The organism is Jiangella anatolica, assembly GCF_003236295.1.
Classification (GTDB): Bacteria; Actinomycetota; Actinomycetes; order Jiangellales; family Jiangellaceae; genus Jiangella; species Jiangella anatolica.
The window spans coordinates 1-15,792 of record NZ_POTW01000127.1 but is presented as its reverse complement, the minus strand read 5'-3'; the positions used below and the strand labels follow the sequence as shown (position 1 = coordinate 15,792).

Here is a 15,792-nt window from a genome sequence, read left to right as displayed (position 1 = left end):
GGTGGGTGGGGTGGCGGTCACTCGTCGGCCGGTTGTTCCGGCGGCGGGCTGTCGGCGAACGTCACCGAGGCCCACAACCGCTCGTACCAGGTGCCCTGCCCGGCCGGCGGCAGCCCGTCGGCCGATCCGGCGACCGCCTCGCCCTGGGCCTCGGGGTCGGGCAGCACGATGTAGCTGCGCTCGCCCGGCAGCACGAATCCGAGCCGCTCGCGGGCCTGAGCCGCCACGTACGCGTCGTCCTCCCACAGCCGCAGCTCCTGCTCCAGCTGCTCGACCGACGCGGTCAGCTCCTCCTGCTCGCGCTGCAGCTCGACCCGCTCGCGATGCTGGTCGAACCACGTCCGCAGCGGGTACGCGTACGAGACGAGCAGCACCGCCAGCACCAGCGCGAGCACCGCGGCCCGGCCGGTGACCGACGGCCGGCCGGACGGCTTGCCCTGGGGCCGGCGCGGTGGCGGCGGAGGCGGCCCGCCGGCGTCGACGCCGGTGCGCGGGCGTGCCGTCGCGTTGCCGCCGCGAGGCGCCCGCGCCGACGGCCGGTCGGCCCGGCCGGCCTTGGGACGTCGCGCCGTGCCAGCACCCGCCGCGGGGCGGGCGCTGGGCGAACGGCGCGACGTGGCCACGGCTGCTCCTACGCCTGGAACCGCGGGAAGGCCGACGCGCCGGCGTAGCGGGCGGCGTCGTCGAGCTCCTCCTCGATGCGCAGCAGCTGGTTGTACTTCGCGACCCGCTCCGAGCGGGCCGGGGCGCCGGTCTTGATCTGGCCGGCGTTGGTCGCCACGGCGAGGTCGGCGATGGTGGTGTCCTCGGTTTCGCCGGACCGGTGGCTGATCATGCAGGTGAACCCGGACCGCTGCGCCAGCGAGACCGCGTCGAACGTCTCCGTCAGCGAGCCGATCTGGTTGACCTTGACCAGCAGCGAGTTGGCGGCGTGGTCCTTGATGCCGCGCTCCAGCCGCTCCGGGTTGGTGACGAACAGGTCGTCGCCGACGATCTGCAGCCTGCTCCCGAGCACGTCGGTGAGCGCGGCCCAGCCGGACCAGTCGTCCTCGGCCAGCGGGTCCTCGATGGAGACCAGCGGGTAGGCACCGGCCAGCTCCTCGTAGTACTTCGTCAGGTCGGCGGCCGAGATGCTCCTGCCCTCGAACGCGTACTTGCCGTCCTCGTAGAACTCCGTCGACGCGACGTCGAGCGCCAGCGCGATCTGCGCGCCCGGCGTGAAGCCGGCCTTCTCGATCGCGGTGACGATGACGTCGAGCGCGTCGCGGTTGCTCGGCAGGTTCGGCGCGAAGCCGCCCTCGTCGCCGAGGCCGGTGGACAGGCCGCGCTCCTTCAGCACGCCCTTGAGCGTGTGGTAGACCCCGACGCCCCAGCGCAGCGCCTCGCGGTAGGTCTCGGCGCCGATCGGCGCGATCATGAACTCCTGGATGTCGACGTTGCTGTCCGCGTGCGCGCCGCCGTTGAGGATGTTCATCATCGGCACCGGCAGCAGGTGCGCGTTCGGCCCGCCCAGGTAGCGGAAGAGCGGCAGCTCGGCGGAGTCGGCGGCGGCCTTGGCGACCGCCAGCGAGACGCCGAGGATGGCGTTCGCGCCCAGCTTGCCCTTGTTCGGCGTCCCGTCCAGGTCGATCAGCGCCTGGTCGACGAGGCGCTGGTCGCTCGCCTCGAAGCCGAGCAGTTCCGGCGCGATCTCGTCCATGATGGCGGTGACGGCCTTCTCAACGCCCTTGCCCGCGTACCGGGCGGCGTCGCCGTCGCGCAGCTCGACCGCCTCGAACGCGCCGGTGGAGGCGCCGGACGGGACGGCGGCACGGGCGATGGTGCTGTCGTCGAGAGCCACCTCGACCTCGACCGTCGGGTTGCCCCGGGAGTCGAGGATCTCGCGTGCTCCGATTGCTTCGATCGTGGCCACGTATCGTCTCCTGCGGTGGGTCGCTGTCGTCGTCGTACGTGGGCGCAGAGACGACGGCGGCGCTGCACGCTCGTACGACCGCAGCCTACCCGGACCAAGCACCCGAACCGGTCGCGACGGGCCGGGAACACCACACCAGCCACACGACCACCATCCACCACTCACAGCGGAGAATCGACTAACAACACTGCGTAAAATCGACTAGCCTTTAGTCGGAAAATCGACTAGCTGGGAGCGCGAAATGCCGGAGCTGGTGCCGCGAGCCGCAGCGCGTCGCCTCCACGAGCTCGCCGATCACCTCCGGGTCGTGATGGTCAGCGGGCCTCGCCAGGCGGGCAAGACGACGCTGCTCCGCCAGTACCTGGCCGACGCCGGCGGTGGAAGCTTCCGCACGCTCGATCGCGCCGACACCTTGGCAGCGGCCCGGGACGATCCGGCGTCATTCGCTGCCTTCGGCGATCCCCCGCGCGTCATCGACGAGGTCCAGCTGGGCGGCGACGCCCTGGTTCGGGCGATCAAGGTATCGGTGGACGACGATCCGACCCCCGGACGGTTCATCCTGTCCGGGTCGAGCCGGTTCCTCACCATCCCGACCCTGTCCGAGTCGCTCGCGGGCCGGGTCGCGTTCGTCGATCTGTGGCCACTGAGCCTCGCTGAGCGCACCCGGGCCGGTGGCAACCCCTTGAACTGGATGTTCGCCGACGACGTTCCGCTGGCCGAGTCACCCTGGACGAGGTCGCAGTACCTCGACAGCATCGTCGGCGGCGGCTTCCCCGAGGCGCTCGCCATCACCTCACCGCTGGCCCGCCGGGCCTGGTTCGACGGCTACCTGAGCACCGTCGTCACCCGAGACATCCGCGACTTCGCGACGGTGGCCCGCGGCGACGCCGTCGCGAGGCTGGTGGGCTTGATCGCGGCACGGGCCGGCGGCACGGCCGTTCTCGCCGACCTCGCCCAGGGCGCCGACCTGGCCAGGGACACCGCGCGCAGCTACCTCAGCTATCTCGACATGGTGTACCTGACGATGACGGTCCCGGCGTGGTCGACCAATCTCACGTCCAGGTTGAGCAAGACCCCGAAGCTGTACCCCACCGACTCCGGCCTGGCCGCACACCTCCTCGACGTGGGAGTGGACGAGCTCGCCGAGCCCGGCCATCCGGCGCTGGGCCCGCTTCTGGAGACGTTCGTCGCCACCGAGCTGCTCAAGGCGATCGCCGCCGCCGACGGGCGGTTCTCGCTGTCCCACCTCCGCACGGCCGACCGTCGCGAGGTGGACTTCATCCTCGAAGGGCCGCGCGGACGCATTGTCGCCGTCGAGGTGAAGGCGTCGGCGTCGCCGGGCGCGGCAGCGGTGAAGGGGCTGCGCTGGCTGCGCGAACGGCTTGGCGACCGGCTGCACGCCGGGATCCTGCTCCACCTCGGCCACGAGGCGGCCTCGCGCGGCGACGGCGTCTACACGGTGCCCATCTCGGCCCTCTGGGACCACGCGCCGTTGCCTGCGGGCTCGCTGTAGGTTCCGGACGCGGATCGTCCGGAACCGGGTCTACGGTGCCGGCATGGCTATCGCACGCTTCCCGAGCCTCGTGATCGACTGTCCCGACGCGAGCGCCCTCGCGACCTTCTACGGCACGATGCTGGACTGGAAGGTCACCACGTCGCCCGGCTGGGCGGAGATCCGCTCCGAGTACGGCCAGTGCATCTGCTTCCAGCAGGTCGAGGGCTACACCGCGCCGCAGTGGCCGGCCCAGGAGATCCCGCAGCAGATGCACCTCGACGTCATGGTCGACGAGCTGGACGCCGGTGAGGCGGCGGTGCTCGAGCTCGGCGCGACCAAGCACGAGCACCAGCCGGGCACGTCGTTCCGGGTGTTCCTCGATCCCGCGGGTCACCCGTTCTGCCTCTGCGTCGACTGACGCGGCGGGTCAGGCCGGAACCAGCTCCACCAGGGACATCGACGGGTTGGGGAGGTCGAACTCGACGTCCAGCGCGCCGCCGGACGCCGTGATCCGGCGAGGCGGGTGCAGCTCGTCCAGCCGGTCGGCGGCGCGCAGCTCGGCCCACTGCGCGTCCGTCGGCCAGGCCGCCCCGCCGCCGATGCGCCGCCAGACCGCGGGCACGCACGAGTGGTCGTCGTCGACGCGGCGGTGACGAAGCTCGTACTCGCCGTCGCGCAGGCCGGTGAACCGCAGCGCCACCCGCCGGCCCAGCTCGGCCGAGCCGGCGGCCTTCGACTGGTCCAGCGTCCCGTTCCACACCAGCGCTGCCACCCTGCCGTCGGACGGGTCCACGGCGGCCAGCGACTCCACCAGCGAGTCCGCCCCGTCCCCGGAGGCCGTCACCGAGAGCCGCCGCGTCGGCAGCGCCTCCAGCATCGCCAGCGCCCACCAGCGGGGTTTGCGCAGCTCACCGACGGTGCGCAGGCCGAACCCGCCGTGGAACAGCGCCGGCGGCCGGCCCAGTTCCTCGAAGTGGTCCGACACCACCCAGTACGACAGCGCCTCCAGCCGGCCCATCGACGAGCGCATGCCGCGCAGCAGGAACACCGCCGCGAACACCGACTCGCTGACCTCGTTGAAGTGGGTCGGCGTGACGCCCCACTCGGTCCACCAGATCGGCGTGCCGGCGCGATCGTGCCGGGCCAGGATCGGCCGCAGGTCCAGGGGCGGCGAGCCGTACGTGTGCGTCGAGACGAAGTCCAGCGGCTCCTTCGTGGCCGCGAGCAGCTGGTCGATCCAGCCGGCCGCCGCCGACGCGGGGCCGCCGACCCGCAGGCCCTCGTCGACGGACTTGACGGCGCTCGCGGCGACGTCGTGCAGGCGGAAGAACTCCTCCGGCGTGCCGGACCAGAACACCTCGAGGTTGGCCTCGTTCCACACCTCGAACGCCCACCGGTCCCGGACCTCCTCCAGCCCGTACCGCTCGACGAGGTGCGCGACGAACGCCCGGACCAGGTCGTACCAGCGGTCCCAGTCCTTCGGCGGCGAGATGATCGCGCCGTACTCGAAGACCGTCGCCGACGGGTCGGCGGCGAGGTCGCGCGGCATGAAGGAGATCTCGACGATCGGCCGCAGACCGAGCGACAGGACCATGTCGTAGACGCGGTCGACGCCGCTGAAGTCGTACACCGGCTGGCCGTCGACCTCGCGATAGACGCCGAGGTCGTCGCAGAGGATGCCGTGCGCGCGGACGGTGCGGACGCCCAGCTCGTCGCGCGCCGCCTTCAAGGCGGCCCGCAGCTCGGCCCCGATCTCCCGCCCGCCGGTGCGCTCGGTCGACAGCGCGTGCGACAGGTGCTCGCTGCCGATCATCGGCCGCCACGGCCGGTCCAGCTCGCCCTCGTCCGTTCCGGCGTCGACGGTGACGGCGACCGGCTCGGCGTCCGCCGCGGTCGAGGCCGCCGCGACCGGAGCGGACAGCGTGCCGACCTGGTCGACGGACGCGACGGCGGCGACGGCGTACCAGCGCTCGACGCCGGGCGTGCCGGTCGTGTCGGCGTACGGGCCGTGCGGGACGGAGAGCACGTCGCGGCCCTGGTGGTCCAGCGGCTCGAACGGCCCGTCCGCCGACTCCGCCACGTGCACCAGATACCCGGCCGCGCCGTCGACCGGCTCCCACGACAGCGTGACCTGCGCCCGCCCGGGTCTCGCGGTCAGGCCGCCGGGCGCGGGCAGCGCGACACCGGCGCCGCCGGCCTCCCCGCTGGCCCGGCCGAGCCTGGTCTCGAAGTCGGTGCGGGCGTCGATCTCACTGCTCACGCGTCTTTCCCTTCCAGCGTTGACTCACTTGATCCCGGTCATCGCGATGCCCTGGACGAAGTACCGCTGCACCGCGAGGAACAGCACGATCACCGGCACGACCACGACGACGGCGCCGGCCAGCAGCAGGCCGTACTGGGTGGCGTTCTGCCCGACGGAGTACAGCGCGAGCGCGACCGGCAGCGTGTACATGTCCTCCGTCTGCGCCACGACCAGCGGCCAGAGGAAGTTGTTCCACGACGACAGGAACGTCAGGATGCCCAGCGTCGCCAGCGCCGGCCCGGTCAGCGGCAGCATGACGCTCCAGAAGATGCGCAGCTCTCCGGCGCCGTCGACGCGGGCGGCATGGATCAGCTCGTCCGGCAGGCCGAGGAAGTACTGCCGCATCAGGAACACGCCCAGCGGCCCGACCAGGTACGGCAGGATCAGACCGGGGAAGGTGTTCGTCAGTCCCATGTTGCTGACCAGCACGAACAGCGGCACGAACGTCACCATGCCGGGCACCATCAGGGTGCCGAGCACCAGCGCGAACACCACCCGCTTGCCGCGGAAGTCCAGCTTGGCCAGCGCGTAGCCGAGCATCGAGCCGAACACCAGGTTCCCGGCCGTCACGACGACAGCGACGACGGCGGAGTTCATGAAGTAGGTCGGGAACCGCAGCCGGTCGAACAGCTCGCGGTAGTTCTCCAGCGTGAACGTCTCCGGCAGCCAGGTCGGCGGGATGGACCGGACCTCGGCCTCCGGCTTCACCGACGACACCACCATCCAGACGAACGGCAGCGCCATCGCCAGCAGGCCGACGGTCAGCACGACGTAGAGCCAGCGCGACGAGCTCCGGTCGGTGCCACCGGGCGCGTCGCCGGCCCGGACGGGCGCGGGAGCTTCGGTCGTCGTCGTCATCGCCGCCCCCTCACGTCTTCGGCCGCAGCGCGCGGAACTGGATCGCCGTCAGCGCCACGATCGCCACGAACAGCACGTAGCTGGCCGCCGCGGCGTACCCGTAGTTGCCGAAGCTGAACTGGTCGTAGATGTAGTACGAGACCGACCGGGTCGCGTTCAGCGGTCCGCCGTTGGTCATCACGAACGGCTCCTCGAAGAACTGCAGGTAGCCGATGCCGGTGATGACGGCGCCGAACAGCAGCGTCGGGCGCAGCAATGGGAGCGTCACGTACCGGAACCGGTGCCAGCGGCCGGCGCCGTCGACCTCGGCCGCCTCCAGCAGCTCGCGCGGCACCGTCTGCAGCCCGGCGAGGAAGATCACCATCAGCGTGCCGAGGTTGCGCCAGGCGGCCATGACGATGAGCGACGGCAGCGCCAGCGACGGGTCGCCGAGCCAGTCCGGCCCGCCGATGCCGACGGCGCCGAGCAGCTGGTTGATCGGCCCGGTGTCCGGCTGCAGCAGGAACCGCCAGACGACGGAGACGGCGACGATGCTGGTCACGACCGGCAGGTAGTAGCCGAGCCGGTAGAACGCGCGCAGCCGGGTGATGTTGTTGAGCCCGACCGCCGCGGCCAGCGCCAGCACCATCGTCAGGGGCACGCCGACCAGCACGAAGATCGCCGTGTTCCCCGCGACCTTGCGGAACAGGTCGTCCTGGAACAGCGCCGTGTAGTTGTCGAACGCGGCGAGGTCAACGGCGAACGGCGAGCGCACGTCGGTGCTGCGCATGTCGGTGAAGCTCATGAGCAGCGACGCGAACACCGGCCCCGCGGTGAACGCCGCGAACAGCAGCAGGAACGGCAGCGCGAGCAGCCAGGCGGTGCGGGCCTGCCGCCGTTGCAGCAGCGACCGGCGCCGGGCGGCCGGCGAGCCGCCCGGGGGGCGGGAGCGGCTCGCCGGAGCCGTGGTGGCGGTGGCCATCGGTTACCGCAGCCCCGTCCCGATGGACTCGGCCTGCGCCTGCATGTCCGCGACGGCGTCGGCGGCACTCGACGCGCCCCGGACGGCCGCCTCGATGTCGGTGTCGATGACCGACGCGATCTGCTCCCACGTCGGCACGGCCGGCGGCGCCTCGGTGAACTCCAGCTGCTCGCCGAACGTCGCGACCATCGGGTCCTCGGTCAGCGGGCCGTCCTCCCAGGCCGCCGGCATCGACGGCAGGTCGGTCAGCGTCTCGTACCAGCTCTGCTGCACCTCGACGGTGGTGAGGTACTGGATCAGCTTCCAGGCGCCGTCCTTGTTGTCCGAGTCGGTGAAGACGGCCAGGTTGCCGCCGCCGACGAACGACGTGCCGGGCGCCTCGTCCTTGCCGGGCAGCGGGACGACGTCGAAGTTGTCCGTCGCGCCGGCGTCGCGGACCAGGCCGACGTGCCACGGGCCGGAGATGAACGAGCCGATGCTGCCGTCGGCGAACATCTGCTCCAGCGCGCCCGGCTGCAGCACGGTGTCCTGCGACAGGCCCTCGGTGAAGAACGACGTGTAGTACTCCAACGCCTCGGTCATCTCCGGGCTGTCCAGCGTGTACGCGTCGCCGTCGGTGAGCGTGGCGCCGTTCTGCCAGGCGAACGGGACGAACGTCTGCCACGAGCCGGTCTGCCCCGGCTGCAGGTAGATGCCCTGCTGGGCGCCGGCCTGCTGCAGGCCCTGCGCGAACGCCGTCAGGTCGTCCCAGGTGGTCGGGGGCTCCAGGCCGGCCGCCTCGGCGAGGTCGGTGCGGTAGTAGAGCGCCCGGGTCTCGACGTACCAGGGGACGCCGTAGGAGGTGCCGTCGACGACGGTGGAGGCCCACGGGCCGGGGAAGAAGTCGTTCTCGTCGAACAGGTCGGTCGGCGTCGGCTCCAGGCCGCCGGTCGAGGCGAACTCGCCCATCCAGGTGGTGCCGATGAGGCTGACGTCGGGGGTCTCGCCGGCCGCGATGGCGGTGGCGATGCGGTCGTGCGCGCCCTCCCACGGCACCGGTGTCACCTCGACGGTGGCGTCGGGGTTGGCCTCCTCGAAGTCGGCCAGGAAGGCGCCGAGCTCCTCGCCCTCGGTGCCCATCGCCCAGACCTCGATGGTGCCGGTGGCCGGTCCCTCGCTCAGGGCGGCGGACGGCGCCGCGCTCTCGTCGTCGCCGCCGTCGTCGTCGCGGCCGCAGGCGGTGAGCGCCAGTGCGGTGGCGGCGGCCAGTGCGGTCGCCGCGGTGATGTGTCGTCGACTCATCGATGAGCCTCCTTCGGGTGCGGCCCGCAACTGTGGCGGACCACGAGCTGGGTGGTCAGGACGTCGTGTCGTGGTTCGGAACGGTCTCCGCTGATCCGGGCGTCCAGCATCCGTGCGGCCCGGCCCCCCATCTCGCGCATCGGCTGACGGACCGTCGTCAGCCCGGCGTAGCGCGCCGCCATGACGTCGTCCCACCCCGTGACGGCGACATCCCCCGGTACCTGTACCCCCTGCTCGGCCAGCGCGACGCTGAGACCGAGCGCCAGCTCGTCGTTCGCGCAGACGACCACGTCGGGCAGGCCGTCGGCGACGAGATCGGCGGCGACGCGCGCGCCGTCGTCCTCCTTGAAGCCGGCCGGGATGGTGCGCTCGGGCACCTCCGCGCCGGACTGGGCGAGCGCGCCGCGGAACCCGGCCCAGCGCTCGGCGACGTCGGTGGAGTCGCTCGGGTCGCCGACGAACGACATCCGCCGATGCCCGTCCGCGAGCAGGTGCTCGACGACGGACGCGGCGGCGGCCACGTTCTCGGTGCGCACGGAGTCGGCGCCCTCGATCTCGGTGCGCGCCATGAGCACGACGGGGACGCCTCGCTGGACGATCTCGGCGACGACGTCGTCGTGCACCGTCCGCCCGAACACGGCCAGCCCGTCGACGCGGCCGGCCAGTTCGAGGACCATCTCGTCGGCGGACTCGCGGTTGTGCGTGCTGAGGATCAGCACCGAGCGGCCGAGCGTCGCGGCGACCTCCTCGTAGCCGAGGACGACGTCGGCGTAGTACGGACCGGACAGGTCGGGGAAGACGATGCCGTTGGCGGCGTGCCTTCTCTCCGCGAGGGAACGGCCGAGCTGGCTGGGCGTGAAGCGGAGCTCCTCGATGGCGGCGTCGACGCGTTCGCGCGTGGCCGGGTGGACGAGGTCGCTGCCGCGCAGCGCACGGGAGACCGTCGCGACGGAGACGCCCGCGTGCCGCGCGACGTCGCGGATGGTCACGGTGGCGCGTGCGGACGTGCGGCGCCGCTGAGGGCTCTTCTGCTCCGCGTTGTCCATCGTCTTCGATCTCCTTTGGTACCGGTTACATTAACCGGTTACATCGGCTACATTCGGGCATCATGGTCGAGCCTGTCAACCCATTGTCCGAAGCCGAGGTCGCTGACCTGCGCAGACTCGCTGAGGTCAGCGTCACGCTGATCGCCGAGGCCCAGGACCCGGTCTCCGGCGCCTATCCGGCGGCCGTCGGCTTCGAGCCGTACGGGGGCTTCTGCTGGTTCCGCGACGGCGCGTTCATCGCCGAGGGGATGAGCCGGGCGGGCGCCGTGTCGTCGGCGACCGCCTTCCACGACTGGTGCGCCGGGGTGCTGAAGCGGGAGGCGCCGGCGGTCGCGTCCCTGGTCGCTGACGTGGCGGCGGGGTCGCAGCCGTCGGACGCGGAGCTGCTGCCGGCCCGGTACACGCTGGCCGGCGACCGGCACGACGACGGCTGGTGGAACTACCAGGTCGACGGGTACGGGACGTGGCTGTGGGCGCTGCGGTCGCACCTGGCCCGCTGGGAGCTGCCCGTGGCGCCGTACGTCGCGGCCGCGGAGACCGCGGTGCGCTACCTCGCCGCCGTCGGGGACCAGACCTGCCGCGACTGGTGGGAGGAGCACCGCGACGAGACCCACGTCTCGACGCTGGCGTCGGTGCACGGCGGGCTGCGCGCGGCTGCGTCATTGGGGATCCTGCCGGCGACCGCGGACATGGCAGCGGACCGGATCGGCGACCTGGTGTCACGCGCCGGCGTGTATGACGGGGCGCTGCGCAAGTGGCTCGGCTCGACGGCGGTGGACGCGAGCCTGGTGGTGGCCGGCGTGCCGTTCGAGCTGGTCCCGCCGTCCGGCCCCGTCATGGCGGCGACGGTGGACCGGGTGACGTCGGAGCTGTCGACACCGGGCGGCGGCGTGCACCGCTACCGCGCCGACACGTTCTATGGCGGCGGTCAGTGGCCGATCCTGGCCGCGTTCCTCGGCTGGCACCACGCCGTCGCCGGGTCGCGGGACCGGGCGGCCGAGCTGCTGCGCTGGATCGCGTCGACCGCCGACTCGTCCGGCCGGCTGCCGGAGCAGGTGCCGCCGCTGCTGGCGCCGGGCGTCCTGCCGGAGTGGCTCGACCGATGGGGGCCGAGCGCGCGGCCGCTGCTCTGGTCGCACGCGATGTTCCTGATCCTGGCGTCCGAGCTTGCCCCCATGATCATCAACCTTTCGTGTCGCTCCGACGACACGAAAGGTTGATGATCATGGGCGGCGCTCGGCCAGCCAGTCGCGCACCGCCCGCGCCGTCGTCTCCGCCGGCACGTCGGTCGTGTCGAGCAACGTCATCGGCGGGTCCATCGTGGCCGCGTTGGCGTCGATCCAGGCGGCGAACTCGAGCGTCTCGGCGATCCGCGGCTCGTCCCACTCCCGCCACCTGGGACGGTCCCGCAGCCGCTTCGCCAGCACGTCAGCGTCGCACGTCAGGCAGAGGTAGTCGATGCGCTCGAACAGCGCCCGCTCCGGCAGCTGCTCGAACTCCGGCGGCACGACCGTCCCGCACAGCACCACCGGCCGGCGGCTCTGGTGGATCATCGCGGCCATCCGCAGCCACGTCGACCGGAACGGCCGGTGCTCCGCGCCGTCGTCACGCAGCCCGGCGACCCACAGCACGTCCTGCTCGAGGACGACGAACCGGTCCGCCAGCTCCGTCGCGAGCAGCCGCTGCACCGTCGACTTGCCGGTGCCGCTGGGCCCCGTCACGCAGAACAGCGGGAGGCGGAGGAACGGCCACCGGTGGCCGCAGTGGACGCACCGGATGACCGCCTCGGGCTCGACCTGCGGGCGGTCGGCGCGTTCGCCGCAGCGCTCGCAGATGAGCAGGTTCACGCGTCAGTCGAAGAGCTGATCGAAGATGCTGCGCTTGCGCTTCTTGCCGTAGCCGTACGGGCGGGGCGAGTCGTCGTAGCCGCGGCCGCGGCCGTACGGAGCCGGGCTGTCGCGGTACGGCTGCTGGTACTGCTGCGGTGGCTGCTGCGGCGGCGGCGCCTGCCGGCCGCTGTAGTCCAGCGGCGGCGGTGGCGTGTTGAACTGCTCCTCGGCGGCGACGATCTGCTCGAGCTCGCCCTTGTCGAGGAAGATGCCCTTGCAGTTGTCGCACTGCTCGACGTGCACGCCCAACCGGTCATACGTCTTCATCTGACCGCTGCACTTCGGACAGGTCACGGAGTTTCCCTTCGTCGTTGTCTTCTTCCAACGCTACCCGTGCGCACGCAGGTTCCGGCTGCATTGGGGCGAGGCAGCCGGTAGCGTGCGGCGGGTGACGCAGTCGTCGGCGCCGGATCGAGGGGCGGTGCGGTCGGCCATCGAGGGCCTGCTCCGCACCTGCGTCGACCTCGAGCGCCAGACCGAGGCGGCGGCCGCGGAGCTGCCGGCCCGCGTGCACCGGGTGACGGGCCAACTGGCCGGGGTCCGGCTGCCGCCTCAGGTGCTGGACGTGGCTGGGCTGGTCCAGTCGGTCGACGGCCTGGGCAGGCAACTGGAGGCGGATCTGCGCGAACGGCTCGCCGACGCGCGCCAGCCGTACGTCGCCGAGATCCACGCGCTCCTCGGCCTGCTCGCCCCCTGGCACGGTGTGGCCGCTCTGCCGCCGCTGGTCCCGGCCACTCCCGACGGCGATCTGCGTAGCCACTTCCCGCCCGGCTTCGCCCGGGGCTACGTCGACGACCTCCTCGCAACGGCCGACACCAGCCGACACCTGGAGCCGGCCGACGCGCTCCTGGTTCCCGTGCCGTCGACGGACGACATGACCGCGGCTTGGCAGGCAATACGTGAAGCGTTCGCCGACGCCTACGCCGCCGACGGTATGGCGCTCCTGACCGGTAGCGGCTGCCACGCCATGCAACGACACGGGCCGCACATCACCGACAAGGCCCAACTGGCCAGGCTGCTCTGTCTCAAGGATCCCGCGGGGGACGACACGTGGCAGATCGTGCCGTCTGCGGAGGTCTCCTCCGGGCACCGGTGCGGACCGGTATCCGGTGGCTTCACCTCGCCGCGTGCCATGGTGCGGCCGCTCGAGGCGGTGCTCGCGGCGGCCGGACAGCGACCAGGAGGCATCCAGGAGTTGCTCGACGACAACACCGCGTCCAAGGCCAAAGCCATCGCACTCCACGTGAGCGCGGAGGTCGCCGGGTTGCGGCCCGGTGACGCCTCGGGATACCGCGGAACGGGCACCACGACTCGAGCCATGCGGGATGACTGGACAGCCGCGAGGGAATACGGGCTCGCCCACGGCCAGGTGACGGTCCACGGCGTGCCCTACGATCCGCTCGCGGCCGGCGACGACCCAGGAGTCTTGATCGTGTTCCGGCGCAAGAAGGCCGGCGCGCCGTGGCGGCTCGTGACCTACTTCCCCGTCGACAAGCCGAGACCCGATACCAAGCGACTGGAGGATCTTACGTGATCCCGAAGACCCAGAACTTCAGCGACTACTTCGGGGCCGGGTTCAATCTCGCGGACGACGAGCCCGAGGTCTACATAGAGGCCTGCGAGGAAGTCCCCGAGATGCTGGCCGACGATGACGACGGCAGCTACCGGGCGTTCCGCGACGAGTTCGCCGTACACATCCGCGACTCCTCCTATGCGCCTTGGTCCGAGAGCGACTCGCAGTGGATCACGGACGAGTGGTTGCGCAACGTCTGGTTCGACGCTTTCGGGCCCGAGCCGCCGCCAGGCGATCCCTATCCCGTCCCGGCGAAGGACTGGGGCCGGCGCCGGCTCACCCCGTACATGCTGCACGCGGTGAGGCGGCGGCCAGAGGTGAGCTCGCCGGGGGCGCCGGCGTGGCTGGAGGCGCGTGGTCTCACCTTCGAGGACGTGGCCGCGGGGGTGGAGTGGTCGGCGACCGCGCAGTCGCCGAGTTTCCGGCCGGCGCCGGAGGGGTGGCTGGAGCGGCTGCACGACCTCACCGCACGCGGTCTGCGCGCCGAGCAGCCGGGCGAGCGGTAGCACCGCCGCCCGGCACCGCGTCAGCCGAATCCGGACGGCCGCCCGCCGAAGCCACCGTCGAAGCCGCCGTCGATGAAGTCGCCACCGCGGAGGAGGCCGCCGGGGAGACCGGTGTCGGAGGTGGGGAGGTCCGCGCCGAGATCGGCGAGGACGACCTCGTCGCCGGCGGTGAGGCCGTCGACGATCTCGGTGTGTGAGGCGCCGACGACGCCGACGGTGACCTGGCGGGTCTCCACCTCGCCGCCGTCGAGGACGCGGACGGTGCCGCCGTCCGTGGTGAGGGTGATCGCCGAGTTCGGCACCGTCAGCACCTCGGTCGCCTCGCCGAGCAGGAATGCCACCTCGGCCGACGCGCCGGTGGCGGCGCTCGCCGGCGCCTCCGCGACACCGACGACGACGGGGTAGCGAGCGCTGCCGGACGACGTGTCGGGGAGGAGGCCGATCGAGACGACCTCGCCGCTGACCGCCTCCTCGGCGCCGGCCGGCCGGACCTCGGCCGCCATCCCGACGGCGAGCGTGGGCAGGTCGCCCTCCGACACCGTGGCCGTGACGGTGATCGCGCCGGGCGCCACGATCGTGATCGTCGCACTGCTGTCCGCCGTCGCGCCGGGGACGAGACCGACCGCGGCGACGGTCCCGGCGATCGGCGCGACGATCACCGCCGCGGCCAGCGCCTGCTCCGCCTCCAGCAGCCGCAGCTCCGCCTCGCTCACCGCCGCCTGGTCGCTGGCCAGCTGCGCCGCGTCGGACAACGCACCCGGCCCCTGCTCCCCCTCCGACGGCTCCGAGGGAGACGACGGAGCAGCCGGCGGGGAAGAGGGGGACGACGGGGACGACGGCGCGGCCGGTGCTTCGGCGGCCGTCGCCAGCAGGTCGGCCAGCGCGGCGATCGCCTGCTGTAACACCTCCTGATCCGCCGCGGCCCGCTGTTGCGCCTCCTGAGCGGCCTGCAACGCCGCCACACACGGTTCGAGGTCCGGCGCCGGCGGCTCCGGTGTCGGCGACGGTGTCGGCGACGGGGTCTCCGACGGCGTGGGCGTCGGCGTGGGCGTCGGGGTGGGCGTCGGGGTCGCGGTGAACGAGGCCGGCGCCATCGCCGTCGCGCAGGCCTGCTGCTGGGCCTCGAGCGCGGCCGCCGCCTCGGCGAGGCTCTCGCCGGCCGCCTGCTGCGCCGCCAGCACGGCCTGCTGCAACTCCGCCAACTCGCCGGCACCAGAACCGGGCCCATCCCCCGCCGGCAGCACGGACGCCGCCGGAACGACGACCGCGGCCGACGAGTACGACACCGACTCGGCCTGTCCCTCGATCGTCGCCTCGAGCGCGGCCTCGGCCTGGGCCAGCTCGGCCTCGGCATCCGCGACGTCGGCGGCGAGGTCCGCGGTGTCCAGCGCGGCCAGTTGCTGCCCGACCGCGACGGTGTCCCCGACCGCCACCTCGACCGACGCGACCGTGCCGGACGTGCCGAAGGCGGCCGTCGCGGACGACGCCGCCGCGACCGTCCCGGTGGTGTCCAGCGTCTGGGTCACCGACGCCACCTCCGCCGACGCCGTCCGGTACGACGGCTCCTCGCCCGCCACCGCGACCGCCCACACGCCCGCCCCGGCGCCCGCGACCAGCACCGTCAGCCCAGCACCCACGACAACCCGCAGCCGGCGACGCCGCGGGCGACGACGCAACACGAACGCCTCAGTCACCGAGACCCCCGCAGGACCCGTCGACGGCCGGCGAGACCGCGATCGACGCCGCGGTGACGGCGCCGGTCGAGTCGGCCTCGCCGATCGCGAGCACGCAACCGCCCACCACCAGCGCCTCCGGCCCGGCCGCGGCCTGGGTGGTCCACGTCGTCGCGGCCGTCGTCGTCACGGTGACGGCGCCGGGCTCGGCGTCCGCCGACTCCCGGCGTGGGCGGAGCGCCTCGACGGTGAACGAGTCGCCCGTGACGGACGTGACGACGCCGCAGGTGGCTGTC

General features: G+C 72.5%; 16 protein-coding genes. 5 read left to right on the top strand and 11 right to left on the bottom strand.

Features of this window, described 5'->3' with window-relative positions:
• Positions 1 to 17: 17 nt before the first annotated feature.
• A complete protein-coding gene (locus tag C1I92_RS30355; protein WP_111258372.1) occupies positions 18 to 623 on the bottom strand; it encodes an FtsB family cell division protein in 606 nt (201 codons plus the stop codon).
• A gap of 8 nt (positions 624 to 631) precedes the next feature.
• Positions 632 to 1,912 (bottom strand): phosphopyruvate hydratase, encoded by a 1,281-nt coding sequence (gene eno / locus C1I92_RS30350; protein ID WP_111258371.1) that lies wholly within the window; start codon positions 1,910 to 1,912, stop codon positions 632 to 634.
• Between the two features lie 241 nt (positions 1,913 to 2,153).
• On the opposite strand from eno, the gene C1I92_RS30345 reads away from it, so the two are divergent.
• On the top strand, positions 2,154 to 3,425 hold the full coding sequence (locus C1I92_RS30345; protein ID WP_111258370.1) for an ATP-binding protein: 1,272 nt from the start codon (positions 2,154 to 2,156) through the stop codon (positions 3,423 to 3,425).
• A gap of 43 nt (positions 3,426 to 3,468) precedes the next feature.
• Positions 3,469 to 3,825, top strand: coding sequence for a VOC family protein (locus C1I92_RS30340; RefSeq protein WP_111258369.1), 357 nt, complete (start codon positions 3,469 to 3,471; stop codon positions 3,823 to 3,825).
• A gap of 9 nt (positions 3,826 to 3,834) precedes the next feature.
• On the opposite strand, the gene C1I92_RS30335 is transcribed toward C1I92_RS30340, so the two are convergent.
• The 5 genes from C1I92_RS30335 to C1I92_RS30315 are packed head-to-tail and all read right to left on the bottom strand — an operon-like array spanning position 3,835 to position 9,855.
• Positions 3,835 to 5,667: a GH39 family glycosyl hydrolase gene (locus C1I92_RS30335; RefSeq protein WP_199521753.1), complete on the bottom strand. Its 1,833-nt coding sequence runs from the start codon at positions 5,665 to 5,667 to the stop codon at positions 3,835 to 3,837.
• Between the two features lie 24 nt (positions 5,668 to 5,691).
• Complete coding sequence (locus C1I92_RS30330; RefSeq protein WP_111258368.1) at positions 5,692 to 6,567, bottom strand: carbohydrate ABC transporter permease; 876 nt, start codon at positions 6,565 to 6,567, stop codon at positions 5,692 to 5,694.
• A gap of 10 nt (positions 6,568 to 6,577) precedes the next feature.
• Complete coding sequence (locus C1I92_RS30325; RefSeq protein ID WP_111258367.1) at positions 6,578 to 7,528, bottom strand: carbohydrate ABC transporter permease; 951 nt, start codon at positions 7,526 to 7,528, stop codon at positions 6,578 to 6,580.
• 3 nt (positions 7,529 to 7,531) lie between these two features.
• Entirely contained in the window at positions 7,532 to 8,809 is a 1,278-nt protein-coding gene (locus C1I92_RS30320; protein WP_111258366.1) for a sugar ABC transporter substrate-binding protein, read from the bottom strand.
• Positions 8,806 to 9,855: a LacI family DNA-binding transcriptional regulator gene (locus C1I92_RS30315; protein ID WP_199521752.1), complete on the bottom strand. Its 1,050-nt coding sequence runs from the start codon at positions 9,853 to 9,855 to the stop codon at positions 8,806 to 8,808. The genes C1I92_RS30320 and C1I92_RS30315 overlap by 4 nt, the downstream gene beginning before the upstream one ends.
• Before the next feature lie 62 nt (positions 9,856 to 9,917).
• Between C1I92_RS30315 and C1I92_RS30310 the strand changes: the two genes are divergently transcribed.
• The gene (locus C1I92_RS30310; protein WP_111258365.1) at positions 9,918 to 11,075 is read left to right on the top strand and encodes a glycoside hydrolase family 15 protein; all 1,158 of its coding nucleotides are present in this window, start codon (positions 9,918 to 9,920) and stop codon (positions 11,073 to 11,075) included.
• A 3-nt stretch (positions 11,076 to 11,078) separates the two neighbouring features.
• On the opposite strand, the gene C1I92_RS30305 is transcribed toward C1I92_RS30310, so the two are convergent.
• A complete protein-coding gene (locus C1I92_RS30305; RefSeq protein ID WP_111258364.1) occupies positions 11,079 to 11,702 on the bottom strand; it encodes an AAA family ATPase in 624 nt (207 codons plus the stop codon).
• Between the two features lie 3 nt (positions 11,703 to 11,705).
• Positions 11,706 to 12,038, bottom strand: coding sequence for a TFIIB-type zinc ribbon-containing protein (locus C1I92_RS30300; protein WP_111258363.1), 333 nt, complete (start codon positions 12,036 to 12,038; stop codon positions 11,706 to 11,708).
• A 94-nt stretch (positions 12,039 to 12,132) separates the two neighbouring features.
• Between C1I92_RS30300 and C1I92_RS30295 the strand changes: the two genes are divergently transcribed.
• A complete protein-coding gene (locus tag C1I92_RS30295; RefSeq protein ID WP_146605340.1) occupies positions 12,133 to 13,278 on the top strand; it encodes a hypothetical protein in 1,146 nt (381 codons plus the stop codon).
• Positions 13,275 to 13,823 (top strand): hypothetical protein, encoded by a 549-nt coding sequence (locus tag C1I92_RS30290; protein ID WP_111258361.1) that lies wholly within the window; start codon positions 13,275 to 13,277, stop codon positions 13,821 to 13,823. The genes C1I92_RS30295 and C1I92_RS30290 overlap by 4 nt, the downstream gene beginning before the upstream one ends.
• Positions 13,824 to 13,843: 20 nt before the next feature.
• Here the strand turns inward: C1I92_RS30290 and C1I92_RS30285 are convergent, their stop codons facing one another.
• Positions 13,844 to 15,517, bottom strand: coding sequence for an efflux RND transporter periplasmic adaptor subunit (locus C1I92_RS30285; RefSeq protein WP_146605339.1), 1,674 nt, complete (start codon positions 15,515 to 15,517; stop codon positions 13,844 to 13,846).
• A partial coding sequence (locus C1I92_RS34120; protein WP_199521750.1) for a DUF5666 domain-containing protein occupies positions 15,510 to 15,792 on the bottom strand: 283 nt, incomplete at its 5' end. The genes C1I92_RS30285 and C1I92_RS34120, both read right to left, overlap by 8 nt.